Here is a 17,155-nt window from a genome sequence, read left to right as displayed (position 1 = left end):
GCTTCAAAACAAATCCATTCTGAAATAACCGTTACAATAGAAAACAATCCAAGCCTTACAAAAGCGTGGATTAAGTCCATATAAAAATACTTATATCAGTCCGCATCTGAAAACAGAGTTAATAAATTAATTCTGTTTAAAATTTACTTGCCCGTCATTTAATTTAAGACACAGATTATTTTAATGATGCATATGATGAGAATTTTCAGTTTGGCTTATATCAGCAGAAGCGGGTCCTATAGCAACAGGCACATTCAGAATAAGGGGGCGTGCATGACGGAAAGTCAATCGCACTGGAATAGTAGTATCTTTAGCCAATGGTTTTTTTAAACCCATCAGCATAATATGCATTTTCCCTGGCTGTAAATGTGTCACTTTGCCAGCAGGTAAAGGCAAACCTTTGGGCAAAGAACGCATTTTCATCACACCGTCAGTTTCTACCGTTTCATGCACTTCAGCAGACATCGCCACCGGTGTCGAAGCGCTAAGCAATATATCATCCCTGCCGGATTGATTATCCAGATCCATAAATACACCACTGGATGACATGCCAGGCACACTAAAACGAACCCAAGCATTATTTGCTTCAATGCCCTTAGCCATCAGCAGGCTAGCATAAGAAGCTAATAATGCAGTAAACAGTAGTTTTTTCATGTTATCGCCTTCAGCAAATTTCACAGTAATTTTGTTTGTGATGATTTAACCAGAATTAGCCTAAACCATCACAACTTACTTACATTATACCGCCAAATGAGGTGCAAAAATCTGCAATAATTGAGCCAGAATTTTCGGATTGGCAGCTACAATATCACCACTGTCCAGCCATGCCTGCTCACCTTGCATATCGGTAACAATCCCACCAGCTTCCTGAACAATCAGAGCACCGCCGGCAACATCCCAAGGTTTAAGATTAAATTCAAAAAAACCATCCACACGGCCACAGGCTACATTACATAAATCCAATGCGGCCGAACCTTCACGACGTGCACCGGCTGTTTTAGCCAGCACATCTTTTAAAATGGCTAGGTAAGTATTCATCATACTTTGATCAACCACCGGAAATCCGGTAGCAATCAGACTGCGCAGCAAGTCAATACGACCACTTACTCTAATACGTTTGTCATTTAGTAGCGCACCTTGCCCACGGCTGGCAACATATAGATCATTGTGCTCTGGAGCATAAACCAGTGCTTCAGCCAATGTTCCCTTGTGCAATAGCGCCATAGAAATAGCATATTGCTTATGTCCATGCAAATAATTCGTAGTTCCATCCAGAGGATCAATAATCCACTGATACTCAGCATGAATATTTCCCAGCTGGCCGGCTTCTTCACTCAGAATAGCATGCTGGGGATATACTTCCTGAATAGTGCTAACAATAATTCGTTCCGCCTCACGATCAACATCAGAAACAAAATCGTTAGCAGCTTTATTGTCAATTTTAATATTATTTAAATTGCTGCTGGCGCGATGCATCATCTGGCCGGCTTTACGCGCTGCTTTCCAGGCAGTAGTCAAAATAGGATTCATGCTCATTCTCGTGATATGGCTGATAAAAGCTTCAAACAGATAGAAAAGACGTGTTTTAAAGAACAAATGCCGCATTAAAACAACATAGCGGCAATGGAATAGAGAAATTAATTATACGGCAAAATTGCTTTTTCCAAAACCGGCTACTTTCATATACAGAATATATAAACTCATTTTGCTATAATATGCTGGATATATCAGCATTCTGCTATTTCTGAGCTCTTCCCCAGATTTAATATTAAACATGAACAAACCCGTACTTCCCGATTTTTTAAGTAACATACTTGTAGTACTCACACGTACCAGCCATCCGGCAAATATTGGTTCCGCAGCACGTGCCATGAAAACCATGGGGCTCACCAACCTGACACTGGTCGCACCAAATCTGATGCAAACTCCCATGACAACGCAGCCTCCAGTATTCGACAGTACCAATCCAGACACATTTGCTTTACCGGAAGAAAGCTTTATTCTTGCATCTGGAGCAAAAGATGTGCTGGAAAACGCACACGTAGTAGCCACACTTAATGAAGCTCTGGCTGATACCACATTATCTTGTGCCCTTACCAGTCGGCGGCGTGAGCTGACAGCTCCTTTGTACACACCACGCGAAATTATGCCTTCATTACTGGATACAGCCAGAGCTGGGCAAAAAATTGCATTAGTATTCGGTAATGAAACTTATGGACTAAGTATTGAGGAAGTACAAAGCTGCAATCGCCTAATTACCATCAACGGTAATCCTGAATATTTTTCACTAAATCTAGCTCAAGCCGTACAGGTAATCTGTTATGAATTATTCAGCCACGTAAACAGCAGTATGGCCCATTTGATACAGCCAAAAAATCTGGCCACACATCAACAAACACATGATATGGTGGCACATCTACGTCAGGTAATGGATAAAGCCGGATTCTTTAACCGGCGTAATGAAACAAGGTTAATGCGCCGTATGGCTGCCATGTTTGACCGAGCGCAACTCAGTACCGAAGATATTGACATCTTACGTGGCTTTTATAACACCATTAACCAGCAAATTCAGAAAAAGCAAGATTAACTTTCAATAAATCATGTTTATAAAGGAGAAAGCACTACTCATGAATTATGCTTCTGATCCCATCTGGTGGCGGTTAAAAAAAACCATTGTACGCGATTTGGCTAGTTTACTAACCGCTCCATCACCATGGATTTCTACCGTAGAATTGCCTATTTCCCAATTACTTGGGGATGATGGCTTTCGGTTTTTACTCGCTCTTGATAAACATCCCGAGGATTTATATTTATTCCTGAAAAGACACAGTGGTTACCAATCCCATCTGGGTATATACGCAGAAAAATTATTGCAATACTGGTTTTTAAATGCCCCTCATAGCCAGCTCATTGCCCATAATCTGACAGTGATGGATAAGCAGCGTACAGCGGGAGCCATGGATTTCATCGTACAGCTGAATAATCAGAAATATCATCTGGAATTGGCGTGTAAATATTATGGTAGTTATTCAAATGAACTGGAAAGCTTTAATGGCCTGAATCAGTCAGATCTGCTGAAAAACAAAAGGGATAAAATCATACAGCAGCTAGCATTGAGCACAAGTCTAGAAGCCAAAAAATCGCTGGCAAAGTTATCTGTGCAACCAGAAGAGCTCCGGCAAGCCAGTATAATCCGAGGCATGCTCTTTACCCCTACGGGCAACACACATTTTCACATACCAATAAATCCTTTATGCTGGCAGGGGCGATACATCGAAGACTGGTCTGTTTTGGAAGCTCTGGAAGACTCTCGCTTTTATCTTCTCAATCATTTATCTTTACTATCACCAGCACGCCTTAGCAGCAATGCAATCGTGAATTTTGATCAGATTAAACAAATAAAGCAGGGTATCATAGCAATAGTACAAAAGCATGAAGATGGTTACTGGCACGAAACAGAAAGAATCATGAAAAAAGACAAAAATCCTGTGCAACCATAAATTACTGCAAGTGTCTCGGACATTACATAGGCTTTTATAAAGGCTTATGGTAAACTTGCGATTTAATTTTGTCTGCATGAAAGAATGCCGGGTACTGACAGCCCAGGCAGTGCCTGAAGACAAATCAAACAAATCAGATTAACTGACATCTAAGGGTTAACGATGAGCGTAACAGTAGAAAAATTAGATAATTTAGAGCGTAAAATTATTTTGGCTCTGAACTGGGAAGACATCCGGGCAAAAGTCAATGCACGAATGAAAGTGGCACAGAAACGTGCTCGCGTTGATGGCTTTCGCCCTGGTAAAGCACCACTGCGAATTATTGATTCCATGTATGGCTATGGCATTCGCGATGAAGTGCTGAACGAAATGACCCATAAAGCTTTCGAAGACCTCATTGTAGCTGAAAAACTCAAAGTAGCAGGCCTGAAAAGCCTCACCGCTTTGGAAGATGAAGATCAGGACGATGAAAAATTCTACAAAATTGCTGTAGTGTATGAAGAATTTCCAGAAATCAAAATCGGCGATTTAACTTCTCAGGAAGTCACCAAATTCAGTACTGAAATCGGTGATACAGAAATCGATAAAACAATTGACATCTTGCGCCAGCAGCGTACCCGTTTTAATCACGTAGAACGGGAAGCACAAATTGGAGACCGGGTAATCATTGATTTTGCCGGCAAAATTGATGGAGAGGCTTTTGCTGGAGGATCTGCTGAAAACTATCCGTTCTTACTAGGGAAAGGCCAGATGCTGCCTGACTTCGAAACAGGTATTGCCGGTATGAAAGAAGGTGATGTAAAAGAAGTATCAGTTACCTTTCCAGAAGATTACCAGAGCAAAGAGCTCGCTGGTAAAACAGCTATTTTTACCATTACTCTAAAAAATGTTTCTGAAGCTGTTCTGCCGGAAGTAAATGAAGAATTTGCCAAATCACTGGGCATTGAAGACGGCGACGTAGAAAAAATGCGTGCTGAAATCAAAAAAAATGTCAGCCGAGAAGTAAACCGTCGCGTTAGTGAAATGACAAAAGATAGCGCTATTAACGCTTTGCTGGCCTCTACACCTATTGAAGTACCTACTTCTATGATTACCGAAGAAGCTAAAAGCATGGCAGCACGCATGAAAGAAAATTTTGCCGCGCAGGGTATGGATCAAAAAGATTTGGACTTGCCGCTTGACATGTTTAATGAACAAGCTAGTCGCCGAGTAGCCATTAGCCTGATTATGGGCGAATTGATACGCGAAGAAAAACTGGAGCCAAGCGAAGAACAGGTACGTAAAGTTATCAATGAGTTCGCCGACAGCTATGAAGATCCACAGGAAGTTATTGATTGGTACTATAGCGACAAAAAAAATCTGCAAGTGCCAACTTCTCTGGCTATCGAACAAAATGTTGTAGACTATGTCCTCAGTAAAGCCAAAGTTAGCGATAAAGTGCTTACTTTTGATGAAGTAATGGGACAGCAGGCACAGGCCTAAACATAGCAAACATTGAATAAATGACCAAAAGCACCAAAGTAGTTGAGAAGCTGCTTGGGTGCTTTTATTTCTATTGAGGAAAAAACATGTCACATATACAGAATCTTGGTCTCGTACCCATGGTGGTCGAACAAAGCGGCCGTGGTGAACGCGCATACGATATCTATTCACGTTTACTTAAAGAGCGGATTGTATTCATGGTAGGGCCTGTTACAGACGAAACCGCCAATCTGATCGTAGCGCAGTTATTATTTTTGGAAAGCGAAAATCCCGATAAAGATATTTCTCTCTATATTAATTCACCGGGTGGGTCTGTCACTGCCGGTATGTCTATTTTTGATACCATGAATTTTATTAAACCAGATGTAGCTACTTTATGCTTGGGTCAGGCTGCAAGTATGGGAGCTTTCCTTTTATCTGCCGGAGCTAAAGGTAAACGCTTCGCATTGCCAAACAGCCGTGTAATGATTCACCAACCTCTCATCAGCGGCGGCTTAGGTGGACAAGCATCTGATATCGAAATTCATGCGCGTGAATTACTCAAACTGAAAAAACAGTTAAACGAACATTTGGCTCGTCATACTGGCCAAAAACTGGCACAAATTGAAAAAGATACAGACCGTGATAATTTTATGTCAGCAGAAGAAGCACAGAAATACGGATTAATTGATGAAGTACTGGTTCATCGCCCCAAATAAACATTCCTGATGCTTAATTAACTAAGAGCAAGCTTTAAATCAATATAAAATCGAAACCAAAAATTGGTTTCGATTTTATATTTTTTCACAATACCTATCAGTATAAATTATTCGAGCTGAAGTCAGCTTTTACGTTGATTACTAATACCCATTAGCATCGCCAGTATCACCATTACTGATAAAGTAGCAGTACCACCATAGCTTACCAATGGCAAAGGCACTCCCACCACTGGCAGAATACCACTAACCATGCCCATATTAACGAATGCATAGCAAAATAATGTCATAGTCAGTGCACCAGCTAAAGTACGGCAATACAAAGTAGGTGCTTTAAGCGTAATATATAAACCGCGCACCAAAATAAATGTATATACACTCACTAGCAGAATATTGCCAATCAGACCAAACTCTTCTCCAAAAACTGCAAAAATGAAGTCAGTTGTGGATTCAGGAATATAATCAAGATGTGTCTGAGTTCCTTCGAGCCAACCTTTTCCCCAGATTCCTCCTGATCCAATAGCCGTCATCGATTGCAGGATATGATAACCAGCACCAAGACGATCTTTAGTAGGGTCAAGCAAAGTCAGTACCCTCATACGCTGATAATCATGCATCCCATAATTCCAAATTATAGGCAGCATAGCCACAAACCCGATAATCGCAGTAATAATAACTTTCCACGGTAAACCAGCAAAAAATATAACAAACAAGCCGGAGGCCATAATCAAAGTGGCAGTACCTAAATCAGGCTGTTTCAAAATCAGTGCTACAGGGATAAATATCAGCACAAAGGCAATAATATAGTGATACCAGCGAATATTACTTTCATTTTTCTGGAAATACCATGCAATCAGCATTGGTACAGCTATTTTCATGATTTCTGAGGGCTGGATTCGTCCTATCCCAATATTTAGCCAGCGAGTAGAACCATTTACTGTGATACCAGCAAAATGCACACCCACCAAAAGTAATATACCTAAACCATAAAGGGGTAACGCAAAATTACTTAATATCTGCGGTGGAGTTCGTGCAATCAGCCATAATAAAATAAAACTAAGAATAGTATGCAGGGTTTTATTTTCCAGCTGGCCAAAATCTTGTCCATCTGCCGAGTAAAGTAGAAATAAACTCATGACATAGATTATCAACATAGCATAAAACAGCCACACATCCATCGGTGCCCAGAGCTTATACCAGATACGTTTCAACCATTGCTTCTCATTAATCATATTTATTCATCTCACAAGCCTGACTGTGGACGATAGGCACGTAGTAATGGTGGCAAAGCAGCCTGATTATGCTCATCATGCTGTTGCGCATCCATCATGGCATTATTGGATAAATCATTTACCGGCAAATCAGAAGCATTGCTGGCCACACCTGCGCTAGGAAGATTTTTGAGTTTCAACAGATAAAAATCGGCCAGCTGTCGAGCCAATGGTGCAGCCGTTGCTCCCCAGCCATTATTTTCAAGAATTACAGCTATAGCTATCTGAGGTTTGTCAGCCGGCGCAAAAGCAATAAACCAAGCATGGTCACGTAACTGCATTTTTAGTGCTGCAGCATTATAACGAGCACCTTGCTTAATCTGTACCACTTGTGCCGTCCCCGTTTTACCTCCCATGGTATAACCCAGACCAGAGCCGATTGCAGCAGCAGTCCCACCCGGCTTCAATACTTTTTGCATTGCGTCCTTCACATATTCAAAATTGCTGCGTTTAAATGGCACAGTTCTGACAGGCTGAGGATCAATCAAGGTCATTTTTTGGGAATTATGATCGAGTAAAGCCTGTACCAGATGAGGACGATAAACAATGCCATCATTACTCAAAATAGCAGTAGCAAAAGCCATTTGTAATGGTGTATACGCATTGTAACCCTGTCCAATGGCCATACTGACACTATCGGCCGGCTGCCACACCCGTGCCTGTGGCTTATAACGAGCAAATCTTTTCTCTTTCCATGCACGAGTTGGCAACACACCTGCATATTCATGATTAATATCAATACCGGTCTGTTTACCAAGATTAAATTCGGCCAGATAGGGCGACATACGGTCAACACCCATTTCGTAGCCCAGCCGGTAAAAAAATGTATCCGATGATACCTGAATGGCCTTGCTCAGATTAGCAGAACCATGTCCACCTCGTGCCGCATCACGAAACTGATGCGTAGAACCCGGAATACTCCAGACACCAGGGGCAGGCAAGACGGTGTTCTGATTTAGTTTGCCACTTTCAAGTGCAGCCATAGCCAAAAAGGGTTTGAAAGTAGAACCGGGTGGGTACATCCCTTGTGTAGCTCGGTTCAATAATGGATGGCGCCAATCTTCATTCAAACTTTTCCAGGTTTCCGTGTCTATTCCATCAATAAACAAATTAGGGTTGTAGCTTGGTTTGGATACCATTGCTAGAATGGCTCCGGTCTGCGGATTTATCGCCACCAACGCACCTCGTTTATTGCTCATCAACCGGTCGGCTTCCTGCTGTACACGGATATCCAGTCCTAGCCTCAACGTTTGCCCTGGAATGGCTGGTACGGTTTTTATTGTCCGAACAATATGACCCTGAGCATCTTTTTCAACTTCACGATATCCAGGCACACCGTGCAGCTGGCGCTCATAATATTCTTCCAGCCCCATTTTGCCGATATGTGTGCTACCACGGTAGAGGTTAGTAAGATTAGCCTTATCCAGCGCCGCCATATCACGGTCACTAATACGGCCGATATAACCAACAATATGTGCCAGTAACTCACCATACGGGTAATCCCGAAAAGTACGGGCATTTATTTCCACACCCGGAAACCGATATAGTTCAGCTGCAAGGCGGCTGGCTTCTTCCATGGTGAGCTTCAGTTTTAAAGGAACTTTATCGTAAGACCGGTAATCAGCGCGAAATTTAGCAAAACGTTTCAAATCACTGGGTGTGATGTCTACATAAGCGCGTAAAGCATTAATAGTATCATCAATTTTTCCCGGGACCTGATTAGGGATAATCTCCAGCGAATATGCGGGATAATTATGGGCCAGCACTACACCATTAACATCTACAATTTCACCGCGTACCGGTGGCGTAGGAATCAAAGAAATACGATTATTGGTAGCCGCAATAACATAATCATCATATTTGATAACCTGTAAATAAACAAAGCGTGCAATTAACAGGCAAAAACAAACAATAATTAATATAAATGCTACTGCAATCCGTAATCCCAGATCACCATATTGAGCCGGTTTGGACGGACGTTTTTTTTTGGTTCGAAATTGCAGTGCTTTCATAGACGTCTAGAGTAGGCGAGATAAAGCATGAATTTAGATAACAGAGGCCAGAGCAAAGCACTGATAAAGGGTGAAACAAAAAGATTCCAGCCTGTGAACTGATGCGTAGAAAAAAAATGAACAATTACCAAAATTAGTGTCATCAACATCAAGCTGCCAAAAATGGTTAGTGCTTGAAACCCATATGAGTAACCAAGCATCTGGTGCCGGTTTTGCTCAATTACATACACCGCAGCAATCAAAGCAAGCGCATGCTGACCAAATGGTGTACCCTGACCAACATCCACAATCAGACCAAGTATAAAAGCCATGCCAATACCAACATTCTGCGGCCGGTGTAAGCTCCAGTACAAAGTCATCATTGCCGTACAGGCTGGCAGCCAACCGGCTAGTGGCTGGGGAATAGGAATTAAATCTAGAAATAATGCAGCCACAAGACTCAAAACAATAAGCCGTTTTCGGGTATGGCGGTGCAGGCTGTCTACTTCAGTCATGATTGGCGGATGTTGGGTTAGTCACTGCTACATCAGCAGAATAATGAGCTGTCTGCCCATGCTTTTGGGGAATAACCAGCACAAATGTGCTGCTACGCATTTGTGCCACCGGCTCAATCTGAGCACGATAATAGGGCGAACCATTACCACTTTGTGCTTTTGTGACGGTAGCAACTGGTATACCTGCTGGATAAACACTATCCATTCCAGACGTTACCAGCAAATCATTGGGTAATAAACTGGCATTAGCCGGAAAATAACGCAAGTCCAAACTACCAGAGCGACCATAAACCAATGTACGAACTCCAGTGCGCATAACCATAGTCGGAATCACTGCATTAGTACTGGTTATCAGCATAACCTCCGAACTTAAAGGCTGAACTGCAGTAATCTGTCCGATTAGGCCATGCTCATCACTTACTGCATCTCCCATGCGAATCTGATGATGGCTACCTTTATTAATGATAAACCTATCAGCAAGCGGATTACTGTCATTTGATACAATCTGCGCTACCTGCGCCTGTGGCAAAGCTGCTTTTTGCACCTGATTCAGCTGATTCAGATTAAGCACAGACTTTAACTCTACTGCGTGCTGACTGAGCTGCAATTTTAATTGTGCATTCTGAGCCTTCAATAATCTGTTTTCATTGCTCAGATTTTGCTGCTTCTCAAGAAAAACCATACCATTGGAAACAGCGTTAACCGGCTGCATAGCTAGCCACTGAAACGGGTACAAAGCCGTAGCAATATAATTGCGGCTTATTTTAACCACATCATATCGGTTATCAAGCAAAAGCAACACTACCGAAACCAGTGACAGAACAACCAGTTTACTGGTACTGCGCAGACCATTGTGAACAAAATTTAGTGAAGGCTCTGCCATTATCAATTACATTGAACAAAAATTACGGCATTTAAGGATTAGATACAAATACAGAATTCATCTTACCAATCATATCTAGCGCATGGCCAGAACCGCGGGCAACACAGGTAAGAGGATCCTCTGCAATCATAACTGGCAGACCGGTTTCTTCTGATAGCAATCGGTCAAGCCCTTTCAGCAAAGCACCGCCGCCGGTTAATACCAGACCACGATCGGCAATATCTGCACCTAATTCCGGAGGTGTTTGTTCCAGAGCATTTTTAACGGCCTGCACAATTTGATTTAATGGTTCTGTCAGCGCTTCTAGCACTTCATTAGAACTGATTGTAAAGGCGCGCGGAATACCTTCAGCAAGATTGCGTCCTTTAACTTCAATTTCTTTAACTTCCATCCCGGGGAAAGCAGAACCGATATTTTTCTTAATTTCCTCAGCAGTTGATTCACCAATCAACATGCCATAATTGCGGCGCACATAATTGATAATGGCATCATCAAACGCATCACCACCCACACGGATAGAGTGGGAATACACCACGCCGGATAACGAAATTACCCCCACTTCAGTAGTGCCACCGCCAATATCCACCACCATAGACCCTGTTGGTTCTTCGATCGGCAAACCGGCACCAATCGCTGCAGCCATCGGTTCCTCAATCAGGTTTACGATAGATGCCCCCGCTGCCAGAGCAGAATCACGAATAGCCTTGCGCTCAACCTGAGTAGAACCGCAGGGTACACAGATTACGATACGTGGAGCAGTAAAGCGGCTATTGTTCACTTTTTTTATAAACTGCTTCAGCATCTTTTCAGTAACATTAAAGTCAGCAATCACACCATCTTTCATCGGTCTGATTGCTTGAATGCTACCCGGTGTGCGGCCCAGCATTTTTTTCGCCGCCGTTCCCACAGCCAGCATGCCGTTTTTGGCATTTATCGTATCGTTCTGTACCGCCACCACAGATGGCTCGTTCAATACTATGCCTTTATTTTTAATAAAAATCAGAGTGTTAGCTGTACCAAGATCAATAGCCAGATCATTGGATAAATATTTGGTAAAAAAGCGAAACATGGGGCTGTCCTAATGAACTTTAAAATTATCAGTATGGCAAAAGCAGTTGTTTGACACATTAACCAAAGCAAATCAATGCGCCATAGAATAGGGATTTCGGTTATAATTCCTGACTATGTAAAAACCGAATCAGAACGCGCAATGATACCTCAGTTTGCTCGTTTTGCTAAATCAAATTTAAGGATTTTTGATGGCTTTAACACTAAGTGATGTAGATAAGCTCGCACGCCTCTCTCGCTTGAGTCTTTCAGAAGCTGAGCGAAATAATATGCTGGCAGAACTTAATCATGTATTCGAACTGGTCGAAAAAATGCAGGAAGTCGATACAAACGAAGTTGAACCGATGGCACATCCTCATGAACTCGCATTACGTTTACGCAATGACATCGTGACTGAAACTGATCAGCATCAGGCTATACAATCTTGTGCACCTTTGGTCGGCAAAGATATGTACCTTGTACCTAAAGTAATCGAATAAGATCAGATTTGCCAATTAAGCCATATCTTTAATTTTTGAAATTATCACAGACAGCTTCTTATCACACTGTTTGAACATTATCTGACCACCATGCCCAAAAACTACACATTGAAACAATGCAGTGATTTACTGCAAAGCAAACAGGCTTCAGCAAGCGAGTTGGCACAGGAATACCTAGCAGCCATTGCAGCGGATAATCCCAGCCTGAATGCCTATATTACGCTGGATAAAGAACGTACTCTTACAGAGGCCAAAGTTGCCGATAACCGTTTGGCACAAGGTTCAGCCAGTGTATTGACAGGTGTACCCATAGCCTACAAAGATATTTTTTGCCAGCAAGGCTGGCGCAGCGCGTGTGCCAGCAAAATGCTGGATAATTTTACCGCCCCCTATACCGCCACTGTAGTACAGAATTTGCTGGATGCAGGTATGGTCACACTGGGTCGAACCAATATGGATGAGTTTGCCATGGGTTCAACTACTGAGACCTCACATTATGGCATTACCAAAAACCCTTGGCAGCATGATCATGTTCCTGGTGGTTCCTCCGGTGGTTCTGCCGCTGCTGTTGCGGCGCGACTGGCACCGGCAGCATTAGGTTCAGATACTGGTGGTTCTATCCGTCAACCGGCAGCTCATTGCGGCATCACTGGTCTGAAACCTACTTATGGTGTCATCAGCCGCTTTGGCATGGTGGCTTATGCTTCCAGTTTTGATCAGGCCGGCCCAATGGCACAAACTGCTGAAGACTGCGCTTTGCTACTAAACAGTATGGCCGGTTTTGATGAACGAGATTCCACCAGTATAGAGCGTGATAAGGAAGACTACACTCGAGATTTAAACCGTCCGCTTCAGGGTTTAAAAATAGGGCTGCCACGAGAATTTTTTGGAGAAGGGCTTGATTCACAAGTACATTCATCCATTGAGGAAGTATTAAATATACTGAAAAAACAAGGGGCAGAAATTATTGATGTCTCTTTGCCGCATACTGAATTATCCATTCCGGCTTATTACGTTTTGGCATCAGCAGAGGCCAGTACCAATTTATCTCGGTATGATGGTGTTCGTTACGGATACCGAGCAAAAGAATTCAGCAATTTAGATGAAATGTACAGTAAAAGCCGTGCTGAAGGCTTTGGTGAAGAGGTAAAACGGCGCATCATGATTGGTACCTATGTATTATCACATGGTTACTATGATGCCTATTATCTTAAAGCACAAAAACTACGTCGTATGGTTGCCAACGACTTTCAAGCTGTACTTAATCAATGCGATATTATCTTGGCTCCGGTAGCACCTACTGCTGCACCGAAACTAAGTAGCCACAGTAACGATCCAGTGCAAATGTATCTTTCTGATATATACACCGTCTCACTTAACTTAGCTGGATTGCCGGGCATCGCCTTACCCGCCGGTCAAACCACCAGTGGACTGCCTGTGGGCGTACAGCTCATCGGTAACTATTTCGCCGAAAGCCGCCTGCTTGGAATTGCACATCAAATACAGCAACATAGTGACTGGCATACCAGAACACCATTTGCACAATAACAGCCAGTATACGAATTGAAAGAAAACAGAATGAATTGGGAAACTGTAATCGGTCTGGAAATCCATGTTCAGCTAAATACACAATCCAAAATTTTTAGTGGTTCTTCTACTGCTTTTGGTGCAGCGCCGAATGTTCAGGCAAATGTAGTAGATTGCGCCTTGCCCGGTGCCTTACCAGTAATGAATCGCGAAGTGGTAAATAAAGCCATCAAGCTTGGTTTGGCATTGAATGCCACAATTAACAGGAAAAACGTATTTGACCGGAAAAACTATTTTTACCCTGATCTACCAAAAGGCTATCAGATCAGTCAATTAGATTTGCCGATAGTAGAGCATGGGCAGCTGGAAATCGTAGTAGGTGATGAAGTTAAAATCATCAACGTGACCAGAGCGCATATGGAAGAAGATGCTGGCAAATCTGTACATGATGAATTCGAACACTATACCGGCATTGATTTAAATCGTGCCGGTACACCTTTGCTAGAGGTAGTTTCCGAACCTGAAATGCGTTCCGCTGCCGATGCCGTTGCCTATGCTAGAGCAATGCATAGCTTAGTTACATGGCTAGATATTTGTGATGGCAATATGGCAGAAGGTTCATTTCGTATTGATGCCAATGTATCAGTGCGCCCTAAGGGACAGGCTGAATTCGGAACACGCTGTGAAATTAAAAATCTGAATTCTTTCCGCTTTCTGGAGCAGGCCATCAATTACGAGGTTGAACGGCAAATCGAATTGATTGAAGACGGAGGCAAAGTTATTCAGCAGACTCGCCTGTTTGACCCCAATAAGGGGGAAACACGTGCAATGCGCAGCAAAGAAGATGCTCATGACTACCGTTACTTTCCAGATCCAGACTTATTGCCGGTTGTAATTACAGATACAATGCTGGAAACGGCCAAAGCCTCCATGCCTGAGCTACCAAAAGAAATGGCTGCACGCTTCATAGAGCAATATGGTATTTCTGACTATGATGCACGCTTATTAACCAGTAACCATATTCAGGCCAGCTGGTTTGAGCAAGCTGCAAAAATAGAGGGGCATGGCAAACTTGTAGCCAACTGGATGCTTGGAGAACTTGCGGCTGCGCTGAATAAAGCCGGAATTGACATCTCAGCCAGCCCGATCAGTGCCGAGCGTCTAGCTGGACTGACTAACCGGATTGCAGATAATACCTTAAGTAACAAATTAGCTAAGCAGGTTTTTGAAACCATGTGGGACAGTAATCTGTCTGCTGATGCCATTATTGAGCGTGATGGCCTGAAACAAATGACAGATATCGGCGCTATAGAACAAATCATCGAGGAAGTGCTTGCTAAAAATCAGAAATCTGTTGAAGAATTTAAATCAGGTAAAGAAAAAGCATTCAACGCTTTAGTAGGTCAAGTAATGAAAGCTTCACGCGGCAAAGCCAACCCGCAGCAGGTGCAAACTTTATTACGCAGCAAACTGGCTTAAGCGTAAAGGATTAGATATGAAAAAATGGCTGGTACTGACTATCTTATTTGCATTGTCCGGCTGTGGCTTTCATCTGAAAGGCACATCCGCATTTGATACACCTTTGCCCTATCACAGCTGGAAAATAGATGGTGGTAGTATGCAACGGGCATTAGAAGTAGTATTGCGGCGTCAGCCAGATGTTGTTGTTGATACCGAACAGCCAGATGTGGTCGTAAAAGTAATTGCTGCTACTCAGGATTCAACTACATCTTCTGTAGACTTGTCCGGTGGAGCCAGTGAATATTTGTTATCACTGAACGTTACGGTACAAGCTTATCGCCACGACCAGCCATTAGGAGATCCTATTCAAGTAACTGTAAATCGTTATATGGATTATTCTGATCATGAAGTGCTGGCAAAAGAAAACGAACAAAACATGATTTGGCATGACATGCGTACCGATGCAGCAGAACAAATAGTGCGGCGTTTGGCTTTTCTACCCGTCAATACCACAGAATGAGTGAAATATCTATCCATCCTCTGGCCGCAGCATATCTGATTCATGGTGAAGAAGATTTATTGCGGCTAGAGGCTATAGACAAAATCAGAACAGGCGCACGCGAGCAGCAATATTCTGAGCGTGAAGTCGTCATAATTGAATCTGGCTTTGATTGGTCATCTCTATTGGCTTCAGTACAATCTGTAGGTTTATTTGCTGATACAAAACTATTGGAAATACATTTGCCATCTGGCAAACCTGGCAAAGAAGGTGCGGCAATACTACAGCAACTTGCTGAGCATCTACCAGAAAGCACTTGTCTGATGCTGATATTGCCTAAACTGGAACGTACACAAATACAGAGTAAATGGTTTGCGAGCTGGGTTAAAGTCGCTCAAGTCTATGAAGCCAAAGCAGTCAGCCAGACAGCTTTACCTCAATGGATAAAAAAACGCCTAGCTGAAGAAAAGCTTAGCATCGACAACGATGCTTTAGCACTATTTGCTGAAAAAGTGGAAGGTAATCTTCTAGCGGCAAAACAGGAAATTGACAAAATTGTACTTATCCATCCTGCTGGTCATATTGTTACACTGCCTGAAGCACAAGCTGCAGTGGCAAACGTGGCGCGATTTGATGTATTTCAGCTATCAGCTGCATGGATGAGTGGCAATTCCGAAAGGATGGTACGACTGCTTGATGGACTGGCAGCAGAGAGCAATGAACCAGTATTACTTTTATGGGTAATCAGTGAGGACATCCGTACCTTATTACGCTTACTGGCAGCACAAAAACAAGGAAAACCCCTCAGCGAATTACGCCAAAGCCTGCGCTTATGGGGAGAAAAACAGACTCTGGCTCCGCTGGCAGCCAAACGCATTGGTGTAAAACGTTTACTAGGCGCTTTGCAGACATGTGCGCACATCGACAGACAAATCAAAGGTGTGGAAGAGGGTGATGCATGGTCTGAAGTTAAGCACCTGTTTCTGACTTTGACAGCTTGATTACCATGCAAACTAATTCTCTTCCATATCGCAATAAATGTGACAAAAAATGAAAACAGTTGAAAAAAGCGTTTTAGTACTCCATAGTGCCGAGCACATATTTGATCTAGTCAATAACGTTGAAGATTATCCTCAGTTTTTGCCATGGTGTAATCGAACAGAAATTTTAAAAAGAGATGAACATTCACTTGAAGCAGTGTTGCATATGGATTACATGAAAATACGCCAATCCTTTGCTACTCGGAATATCAATCACAGACCTCACAAAATACAAATGAGTTTGCTTAACGGCCCGTTTCGCCGGCTAGAAGGTTTCTGGCAGTTTACCCCTATCGATAATTTAGGCTGTAAAATTGATTTTCGCTTGGAATATGAATTTTCTAGTGCCGTACTTTCAGCACTAATTGGACCTGTTTTCAACCATATAGCTACTACACTAGTAGATGCATTTATTCAGGAAGCCGACAGACGCTATGATGACTGATATTATGGTTGAAGCCGTGTACGCAACATCTGAATGTCAGCATCTATGGCAAGGTAAAGTCGCAGCGGGAACCACAGCACGTCAGGCATTATTAGAATCAGATCTGCCACAACAATTTCCACAAATTGATTTTCGTACAGCCCCTATAGGTGTATTTGGCAAAAAAATTAAAGATGATTACATCCTGTGCAACTGGGATCGCATAGAAGTTTACCAGCCATTACTTATCGACCCAAAAGAAAATAGACGTCGTAAAGCACAACAAAAAAAGTAATCCGTTTTTTCTTGTATTTAATTAT

Annotated in this window: 18 protein-coding genes; 11 read left to right on the top strand and 7 right to left on the bottom strand. The window is 42.6% G+C overall.

Annotation, left to right across the window (positions count from 1 at the left end):
* Positions 1–180 precede the first annotated feature (180 nt).
* Together J3U75_RS02630 and J3U75_RS02625 are read right to left on the bottom strand one after the other, a co-directional pair.
* Positions 181–654 (bottom strand): copper chaperone PCu(A)C, encoded by a 474-nt coding sequence (locus tag J3U75_RS02630; RefSeq protein WP_267390365.1) that lies wholly within the window; start codon positions 652–654, stop codon positions 181–183.
* Positions 655–738: 84 nt separating this feature from the next.
* The gene (locus J3U75_RS02625) at positions 739–1,530 is read right to left on the bottom strand and encodes an inositol monophosphatase family protein (RefSeq protein WP_267390364.1); all 792 of its coding nucleotides are present in this window, start codon (positions 1,528–1,530) and stop codon (positions 739–741) included.
* A gap of 244 nt (positions 1,531–1,774) precedes the next feature.
* Between J3U75_RS02625 and J3U75_RS02620 the strand changes: the two genes are divergently transcribed.
* The 4 genes from J3U75_RS02620 (at position 1,775) to clpP (ending at position 5,680) form a co-directional block, all read left to right on the top strand.
* The gene (locus J3U75_RS02620) at positions 1,775–2,587 is read left to right on the top strand and encodes an RNA methyltransferase (RefSeq protein WP_100140618.1); all 813 of its coding nucleotides are present in this window, start codon (positions 1,775–1,777) and stop codon (positions 2,585–2,587) included.
* A gap of 40 nt (positions 2,588–2,627) precedes the next feature.
* The gene (locus J3U75_RS02615) at positions 2,628–3,500 is read left to right on the top strand and encodes a DUF1853 family protein (protein ID WP_267390363.1); all 873 of its coding nucleotides are present in this window, start codon (positions 2,628–2,630) and stop codon (positions 3,498–3,500) included.
* A 162-nt stretch (positions 3,501–3,662) separates the two neighbouring features.
* The gene (gene tig / locus J3U75_RS02610; RefSeq protein ID WP_267390361.1) at positions 3,663–4,982 is read left to right on the top strand and encodes a trigger factor; all 1,320 of its coding nucleotides are present in this window, start codon (positions 3,663–3,665) and stop codon (positions 4,980–4,982) included.
* An 86-nt stretch (positions 4,983–5,068) separates the two neighbouring features.
* On the top strand, positions 5,069–5,680 hold the full coding sequence (clpP, locus tag J3U75_RS02605; RefSeq protein WP_100140621.1) for an ATP-dependent Clp endopeptidase proteolytic subunit ClpP: 612 nt from the start codon (positions 5,069–5,071) through the stop codon (positions 5,678–5,680).
* Positions 5,681–5,802: 122 nt separating this feature from the next.
* Here the strand turns inward: clpP and rodA are convergent, their stop codons facing one another.
* The 5 genes from rodA to J3U75_RS02580 are packed head-to-tail and all read right to left on the bottom strand — an operon-like array spanning position 5,803 to position 11,406.
* The gene (rodA, locus tag J3U75_RS02600) at positions 5,803–6,909 is read right to left on the bottom strand and encodes a rod shape-determining protein RodA (RefSeq protein ID WP_100140622.1); all 1,107 of its coding nucleotides are present in this window, start codon (positions 6,907–6,909) and stop codon (positions 5,803–5,805) included.
* 11 nt (positions 6,910–6,920) lie between these two features.
* On the bottom strand, positions 6,921–8,960 hold the full coding sequence (mrdA, locus tag J3U75_RS02595) for a penicillin-binding protein 2 (RefSeq protein ID WP_100157004.1): 2,040 nt from the start codon (positions 8,958–8,960) through the stop codon (positions 6,921–6,923).
* Positions 8,957–9,454, bottom strand: coding sequence for a rod shape-determining protein MreD (mreD, locus tag J3U75_RS02590; protein ID WP_100140624.1), 498 nt, complete (start codon positions 9,452–9,454; stop codon positions 8,957–8,959). The genes mrdA and mreD overlap by 4 nt, the downstream gene beginning before the upstream one ends.
* Positions 9,447–10,337 carry a rod shape-determining protein MreC gene (gene mreC / locus J3U75_RS02585; protein ID WP_100152611.1) on the bottom strand — a complete coding sequence of 297 codons (891 nt, stop codon included), beginning with the start codon at positions 10,335–10,337 and terminating at the stop codon, positions 9,447–9,449. The genes mreD and mreC overlap by 8 nt, the downstream gene beginning before the upstream one ends.
* A gap of 31 nt (positions 10,338–10,368) precedes the next feature.
* Positions 10,369–11,406 (bottom strand): rod shape-determining protein, encoded by a 1,038-nt coding sequence (locus J3U75_RS02580; RefSeq protein WP_037405504.1) that lies wholly within the window; start codon positions 11,404–11,406, stop codon positions 10,369–10,371.
* Between the two features lie 190 nt (positions 11,407–11,596).
* Here J3U75_RS02580 and gatC point away from each other — a divergent pair, with 190 nt between their 5' ends.
* The 7 genes from gatC to J3U75_RS02545 all read left to right on the top strand — a co-directional run bounded on the left by gatC (position 11,597) and on the right by J3U75_RS02545 (position 17,130).
* Complete coding sequence (gene gatC / locus J3U75_RS02575; protein WP_267390358.1) at positions 11,597–11,884, top strand: Asp-tRNA(Asn)/Glu-tRNA(Gln) amidotransferase subunit GatC; 288 nt, start codon at positions 11,597–11,599, stop codon at positions 11,882–11,884.
* 90 nt (positions 11,885–11,974) lie between these two features.
* Positions 11,975–13,432 (top strand): Asp-tRNA(Asn)/Glu-tRNA(Gln) amidotransferase subunit GatA, encoded by a 1,458-nt coding sequence (gene gatA, locus J3U75_RS02570; RefSeq protein WP_267390357.1) that lies wholly within the window; start codon positions 11,975–11,977, stop codon positions 13,430–13,432.
* Between the two features lie 15 nt (positions 13,433–13,447).
* Positions 13,448–14,890: an Asp-tRNA(Asn)/Glu-tRNA(Gln) amidotransferase subunit GatB gene (gene gatB / locus J3U75_RS02565; protein WP_267390356.1), complete on the top strand. Its 1,443-nt coding sequence runs from the start codon at positions 13,448–13,450 to the stop codon at positions 14,888–14,890.
* A gap of 16 nt (positions 14,891–14,906) precedes the next feature.
* Positions 14,907–15,392, top strand: a complete 486-nt coding sequence (gene lptE, locus J3U75_RS02560) for an LPS assembly lipoprotein LptE (protein ID WP_100157000.1) — start codon at positions 14,907–14,909, stop codon at positions 15,390–15,392.
* Entirely contained in the window at positions 15,389–16,372 is a 984-nt protein-coding gene (gene holA / locus J3U75_RS02555) for a DNA polymerase III subunit delta (RefSeq protein WP_267390353.1), read from the top strand. The genes lptE and holA overlap by 4 nt, the downstream gene beginning before the upstream one ends.
* Positions 16,373–16,421: 49 nt before the next feature.
* On the top strand, positions 16,422–16,856 hold the full coding sequence (locus J3U75_RS02550; protein WP_100140631.1) for a type II toxin-antitoxin system RatA family toxin: 435 nt from the start codon (positions 16,422–16,424) through the stop codon (positions 16,854–16,856).
* The gene (locus J3U75_RS02545; RefSeq protein ID WP_267390352.1) at positions 16,846–17,130 is read left to right on the top strand and encodes an RnfH family protein; all 285 of its coding nucleotides are present in this window, start codon (positions 16,846–16,848) and stop codon (positions 17,128–17,130) included. The genes J3U75_RS02550 and J3U75_RS02545 overlap by 11 nt, the downstream gene beginning before the upstream one ends.
* The last annotated feature ends 25 nt before the right edge of the window (positions 17,131–17,155 follow it).

The organism is Snodgrassella sp. B3088 (assembly GCF_026535815.1).
GTDB classification, from domain to species: Bacteria; Pseudomonadota; Gammaproteobacteria; order Burkholderiales; family Neisseriaceae; genus Snodgrassella; species Snodgrassella alvi_E.
Note: the sequence above shows the minus strand (reverse complement) of the source record. Positions and strands in the feature narration are given on the sequence as shown.

Excerpts from the sequence above, each read along its gene's own strand:
- holA (WP_267390353.1), top strand. The coding sequence starts at position 15,389 with ATGAGTGAAATATCTATCCATCCTCTGGCCGCAGCATATCTGATTCAT.
- J3U75_RS02545 (WP_267390352.1), top strand. The coding sequence starts at position 16,846 with ATGATGACTGATATTATGGTTGAAGCCGTGTACGCAACATCTGAATGT.
- mreC (WP_100152611.1), bottom strand. The coding sequence starts at position 10,337 with ATGGCAGAGCCTTCACTAAATTTTGTTCACAATGGTCTGCGCAGTACC.
- J3U75_RS02580 (WP_037405504.1), bottom strand. The coding sequence starts at position 11,406 with ATGTTTCGCTTTTTTACCAAATATTTATCCAATGATCTGGCTATTGAT.
- J3U75_RS02630 (WP_267390365.1), bottom strand. The coding sequence starts at position 654 with ATGAAAAAACTACTGTTTACTGCATTATTAGCTTCTTATGCTAGCCTG.
- J3U75_RS02615 (WP_267390363.1), top strand. The coding sequence starts at position 2,628 with ATGAATTATGCTTCTGATCCCATCTGGTGGCGGTTAAAAAAAACCATT.
- J3U75_RS02620 (WP_100140618.1), top strand. The coding sequence starts at position 1,775 with ATGAACAAACCCGTACTTCCCGATTTTTTAAGTAACATACTTGTAGTA.
- mrdA (WP_100157004.1), bottom strand. The coding sequence starts at position 8,960 with ATGAAAGCACTGCAATTTCGAACCAAAAAAAAACGTCCGTCCAAACCG.
- clpP (WP_100140621.1), top strand. The coding sequence starts at position 5,069 with ATGTCACATATACAGAATCTTGGTCTCGTACCCATGGTGGTCGAACAA.
- J3U75_RS02550 (WP_100140631.1), top strand. The coding sequence starts at position 16,422 with ATGAAAACAGTTGAAAAAAGCGTTTTAGTACTCCATAGTGCCGAGCAC.
- gatA (WP_267390357.1), top strand. The coding sequence starts at position 11,975 with ATGCCCAAAAACTACACATTGAAACAATGCAGTGATTTACTGCAAAGC.
- gatC (WP_267390358.1), top strand. The coding sequence starts at position 11,597 with ATGGCTTTAACACTAAGTGATGTAGATAAGCTCGCACGCCTCTCTCGC.
- mreD (WP_100140624.1), bottom strand. The coding sequence starts at position 9,454 with ATGACTGAAGTAGACAGCCTGCACCGCCATACCCGAAAACGGCTTATT.
- rodA (WP_100140622.1), bottom strand. The coding sequence starts at position 6,909 with ATGATTAATGAGAAGCAATGGTTGAAACGTATCTGGTATAAGCTCTGG.
- J3U75_RS02625 (WP_267390364.1), bottom strand. The coding sequence starts at position 1,530 with ATGAATCCTATTTTGACTACTGCCTGGAAAGCAGCGCGTAAAGCCGGC.
- tig (WP_267390361.1), top strand. The coding sequence starts at position 3,663 with ATGAGCGTAACAGTAGAAAAATTAGATAATTTAGAGCGTAAAATTATT.
- lptE (WP_100157000.1), top strand. The coding sequence starts at position 14,907 with ATGAAAAAATGGCTGGTACTGACTATCTTATTTGCATTGTCCGGCTGT.